Annotated in this window: 4 protein-coding genes; 3 read left to right on the top strand and 1 reads right to left on the bottom strand. The window is 76.7% G+C overall.

Going from position 1 to position 4,603, the window contains the following annotated elements; genetic code table 11:
• The 3 genes from HCN56_RS23850 to purU form a co-directional block, all read left to right on the top strand.
• The coding region (locus tag HCN56_RS23850) for a hypothetical protein (protein ID WP_167974460.1) at window positions 1-1,278 on the top strand (1,278 nt) is incomplete at its 5' end.
• Window positions 1,279-1,553: 275 nt separating this feature from the next.
• Window positions 1,554-2,000 (top strand): SCO4402 family protein, encoded by a 447-nt coding sequence (locus HCN56_RS23845; RefSeq protein WP_167974462.1) that lies wholly within the window; start codon window positions 1,554-1,556, stop codon window positions 1,998-2,000.
• A gap of 127 nt (window positions 2,001-2,127) precedes the next feature.
• Window positions 2,128-3,012 (top strand): formyltetrahydrofolate deformylase, encoded by an 885-nt coding sequence (gene purU, locus HCN56_RS23840; RefSeq protein ID WP_167974458.1) that lies wholly within the window; start codon window positions 2,128-2,130, stop codon window positions 3,010-3,012.
• Between the two features lie 72 nt (window positions 3,013-3,084).
• Here purU and HCN56_RS23835 read toward each other — a convergent pair whose 3' ends face one another.
• Window positions 3,085-4,233, bottom strand: coding sequence for a zf-HC2 domain-containing protein (locus HCN56_RS23835; RefSeq protein ID WP_167974457.1), 1,149 nt, complete (start codon window positions 4,231-4,233; stop codon window positions 3,085-3,087).
• Window positions 4,234-4,603: the final 370 nt, after the last annotated feature.

Raw genomic sequence — 4,603 nt, 5'->3', positions numbered from 1 at the left:
CGTCAGGGCCGGGGCCGCAAGGCGGGCGGTGCTGCCCCCGCCCTGCCCGCCGCGTCGCTGCCGCCCGCCGCCCCCGCGGACGGCAGCCACCCGGACGAGGGCGCCACCCAGCTGATCCCGCCGATCCTGCCCGGGGCGGGCCCGTTCCCGGCCGGCGGCACCGCCGGGTCGGCCGGCCATCCGGACGAGGGGGCCACTCAACTGATCCCGCCGATCGGCGCCGCCGGCGCCGGCTACGGCGGGCCGGGCGGGGCCCCCGGCCACCCGGACGAGGCCGCAACCCAGCTCATCCCCCCGATCGTCGCCGGCGCCCCGGTGCCCGGGGCCGGCCACCCCGACGAGGCCGCGACCCAGTACATCCCGCCGATCACGGCGGGCGCGCCACCGCCCGCCGGCGTCCCGGGCGGCCCGGACGCCGGGGGCGGCCCCGGGGACACCCGGCAACTTCCCGCGATGAACGCCGACTTCATGTCGTTCTTCCAGGAGGAGGAAGCCGCCCCGCCCGGGCGGCAACGGGCCGCCGGACCCGCGCGCGGTGGCCGGCGCCGCCCCGCAGGCGGCGGACGCACCCAGCTGAGCCCGGTGGTCCTCGGCGCCATCGTCGTGACCCTCTGCGCCGTCGTCGGACTGGCCGTCGGCGCCGCCCTCACCGGCGGTGACTCCGGTGGCAGCGGCGAGCAGCAGCAGGATGTGGACGGCTCGGGCCCGCCCGGCGGAGCGCCCGAGGAGGCCGACGGCGCCGACGTCGAGGCCGCGCGGGCCGCCGAAGCAGAGGCAGAGGCCGAGGCAGCGGCGGCCGCCGAGGCGCAGCGGGCGCTCGAAGCCGAGCAGGCGGCCGAGCTCTCCGGCCTGCTCGCCGAGAGCGGCGAGAGCCGTGAGGCCGTGGTCGAGGCCGTCGCCGCCGTGCAGGAGTGCGACGGCATCCGCCACGCCCGGCGGGAGCTGAGCGCCGCCGGGGAGCAGCGGCGGGGCCTGGTGGAGCGGCTGGACGAGCTGACGCTGGAGGCGCTGCCCGCGCACACCGAGCTGACCTCCGCGCTCCGCGCGGCCTGGCAGTCCTCCGCCGAGGCGGACGACCGGTTCGCGGACTGGGCGCGCGAGGTGCGCGAGGACCGCCGCCGGATGTGCCGCGGCGGCTCGGCCCGGCACACCGACAACTACCAGCAGGCCGCCCGCGCCAGCGGCGAGGCGAGCGGGTCCAAGGAGCGGGCCGCCGAGCTCTGGAACCCCATCGCGCGCGAGCACGGTCTGCCGGAGCGCGAACCGACCGAGCTCTGACCGCGCCGCGGCCCGCCGGGCCGTGCTCCGGCCCCGGCGCGCCGACCGGCCCCCGACACAGGCCACGCGCCGGCGACGTCTCCCGGCGGTGCCGGAGGCTGCGGGGTCGCCGCCGGGCGGTGGCCCGGGCGTCCTCGCCCGTGCCACCGGTGCTGGGCAACGGTCGGTGCTCGGGAACGATCGGTGCTCGGGAACGGCCGACGGGCCGCGCACGTACGATCGATTCCGTGCAAGCCTCGGAAAGCTCTTCCCGTCGTGCCCGTCGGTCCTCCACCATGGGCGACATGCCGCTCAACGACATGCCCTGGTGGCGCTGGCGCGCCAATGTGCGCTCCGCGCTCCACATGCTCTCGGACCCCGTCTTCCACCAGGAGTGCTGGCTGGCCGGAGCGCCCGGGTACGGGGACATCACCGACGCCGTGTACCGGCTGGTCGAGGACACCTGGCTCGACAACTGGTCGGCCGACCGCTACGTCGGCGCCATCTTCCGCGACGCCCGTGAGGCCGCGGCTGTCGACGCGGCGGTGCTGCGCGTCCTGCGCATCCTGCACCAGGTCGGCCCCGACGCCCCGGTCAGCGAGTACCTGCGGCACCCGGACTGGACGGAGGCCGTCGCGGCCGCCCGCGAGGCGCACGTCCTGCTGGCCACCGCGGACGGCGACGACCCCGACGCCCGCCCCGGCACTCTCCACCAGCTGGTGGCGGCGCAGCAGGTCGGCTGAGCGCCCCTGCCGGTCGCCCGGCCGCCCGCCGGTCGGGCGATCGGCGAACGGGCGGGCGGCCGAGGACGGCCATCGGGCGCTGTCCACATGCCGGGCAGGCGCTCCGCGTGTGCCAGGGTATGGGGGTATGACGCCCTCGCTCCCCGACGATCGGCCGGCGACCGCCGATCAGTACGTGCTGACGCTGTCCTGCCCGGACCGTCCCGGCATCGTGCACGCCGTGTCCAGCTACCTGTTTATGACCGGCTGCAACATCGAGGACAGCCAGCAGTTCAAGGACCCCGGGACGGGCCTGTTCTTCATGCGGGTGCACTTCTCCGCCGAGAAGCCCGTCTCGCCGGAGAAGCTGCGGGCCAGCTTCGCCGCCGTCGGCGACTCCTTCGCGATGGACTGGCAGCTGGGCGACGCCGACCGGCGGATGCGGATCGTCGTCATGGTCAGCAAGTTCGGGCACTGCCTCAACGACCTGCTGTTCCGCACCCGGATCGGCGCGCTGCCGGTCGAGATCGCCGCCGTGGTCTCCAACCACCGGGACTTCGAGGAACTCACCGCCTCCTACGGCGTCCCGTTCCACCACATCCCGGTGACCGCCGACACCAAGGAGGCGGCGGAGGCGGAGCTGCTGCGCATCGTGGCGGAGCAGGAGGTCGAACTGGTGGTGCTCGCCCGGTACATGCAGGTGGTTTCGGACGACCTCTGCAAGCAGTTGGCGGGCCGCATCATCAACATCCACCACTCCTTCCTGCCGAGCTTCAAGGGCGCCAAGCCCTACCACCAGGCGCACGCCCGGGGCGTGAAGCTCATCGGCGCCACCGCGCACTACGTCACCGCGGAGCTGGACGAGGGCCCGATCATCGAGCAGGAGGTCGAGCGCGTCGGCCACGAACTCTCCCCCGCGCAGCTGGTCGCGGTCGGCCGCGACGTGGAGTGCCAGGCGCTGGCGCGCGCGGTGAAGTGGCACAGCGAGCGGCGGGTCCTGCTCAACGGCAGCCGCACCGTCGTCTTCGACTGACCGGCTGACCGGCTGACCGGCTGACCGACCGACTGGCCGAACCGACGCCGCCGACACCGAAGCACCGGCCGGTCAGAGCCGGGAGAGTCCCGCGGTCGCGAACAGCACATCGCGGACGGCGCGCTGGTCGCCGTCCGCCCCCGCCGCCGCCTCCTCCAGCGGGAGCCGGCCCGCCGCCAGCCGGCAGAACCCCGGAGCGGTCAGCACCAGCCGGGCGACCACCGCCTCCCGCGAGGTCACCGCCGTCGGCGAGTCGAGCGGCACCAGCCAGTCGCCGCCGCCGTCGCCCAGGATCTGGAGGTGCACGGTACGGCCCGGTGCGCCCACCGGCGCCAGCACCGGCGCCGAACTGGTCAGGCCGGCCCGGCGGCGCGCCGCCAGCGAGACGGTGAGTCTCCGCGCCGCCAGGTCGACCAGCGGCCGCAGGTGGTCACCGGACGGCGGCCCGTACGGGTAGTCCACCGCCTCCGCTATGTCGCAGGCGTGCACCCAGCAGGCGAAGGCGCGGTCCAGGAAAGCGTCCGGCAGCGGCACCGCGCCGCCGCCGAAGTCCTCGGGCGTCCGGTACGCCACCCGGATGTCCGCGTCGGACGGCAGCCGGGCCGCCGCCACCACCATCGCCCGGCCCTGGTCGCGCCACGGGCCCCACGCGCCGCGCGGCTGCCGCTCCCGCTCGGCCGCCGTGAGCCGCCACCGCAGGTCCGTGCGTTCCTGCGGTGCGCCGCCCGCCGCGTCCCGGCCCAGTGGATCAGGCAGGCCCAGCTCGGGGCAGAGGAGCCCGTCCACGGCGGTCAGGTGGTCCAGCACCCCCGCCACGGTGGTGGCGCACCCCACGGGGCTGTCGCCCGCGTACCAGCGCAGCCGCACGGGCCGCCGCCACTCCTCCTCGACCAGGTCGTTCAACAGGTAGTCGAGCCGCGCGGTCTCCGCCTCGAACGGCGCGGCCCAGCGGGGCACCGGCAGCCGGGCCGGCCGGCGGGCGAGACAGGTCTCCAGGACGCGGGTCCGCAGCGACTCGTCGAGATCCAGGGTGCGTTGCGGCTCCATGAGGGTCACCGCGTCCCGTAGCCGCAACCCCTCCTCCGCGCATGCCGCGCAGTCGTTGAGGTGGTGCTCCACCGAGGCCGTCTCCGCCGGTGAGCAGGCGCTGAGCGCCCAGGCGCCGAGCAGCGACATCAGGTGGGTGTGGCTGAGCCCGGCGACCGGGGAACCCGCGCGCACCCTCCCCTCGCCCCGGCGGGGCCCACCCTGCCGCCCTGCCGACGGCCCGACATCCGCGGGGGTCGCCGCCTCGGCAGGAGAGCCGGCGGGCGCGGGGTTCGCAGGTACGTGGCTCCCCGGCGCGGGACTCGCGGGCGCCGGGTTCGCAGGTGCGGGAGCCCCCGGGCCGTGGGAGCCGGGCTCGGGCGGTCGGGCGTCCGGCACCTTGGGTTGCGGCTGCCGCCGCCGTGCGGCGCCGGGCTCCGCCGCGTCACGGGGGTGTGCCGAAGCCTCGGGCGGCGCAGTCCGGCCGCGCCGGGGCGCCGCGTCGGAGCGGTGCGCCCGCAGCTCGTCGGCTGCCGGGGCGCGGTGCTCCCGGGGCGGCCGCGGG

Origin of the sequence: Streptomyces lonarensis (assembly GCF_012033735.1) — a bacterium.
GTDB classification, from domain to species: domain Bacteria; phylum Actinomycetota; class Actinomycetes; order Streptomycetales; family Streptomycetaceae; genus Streptomyces; species Streptomyces lonarensis.
Note: the sequence above shows the minus strand (reverse complement) of the source record. Positions and strands in the feature narration are given on the sequence as shown.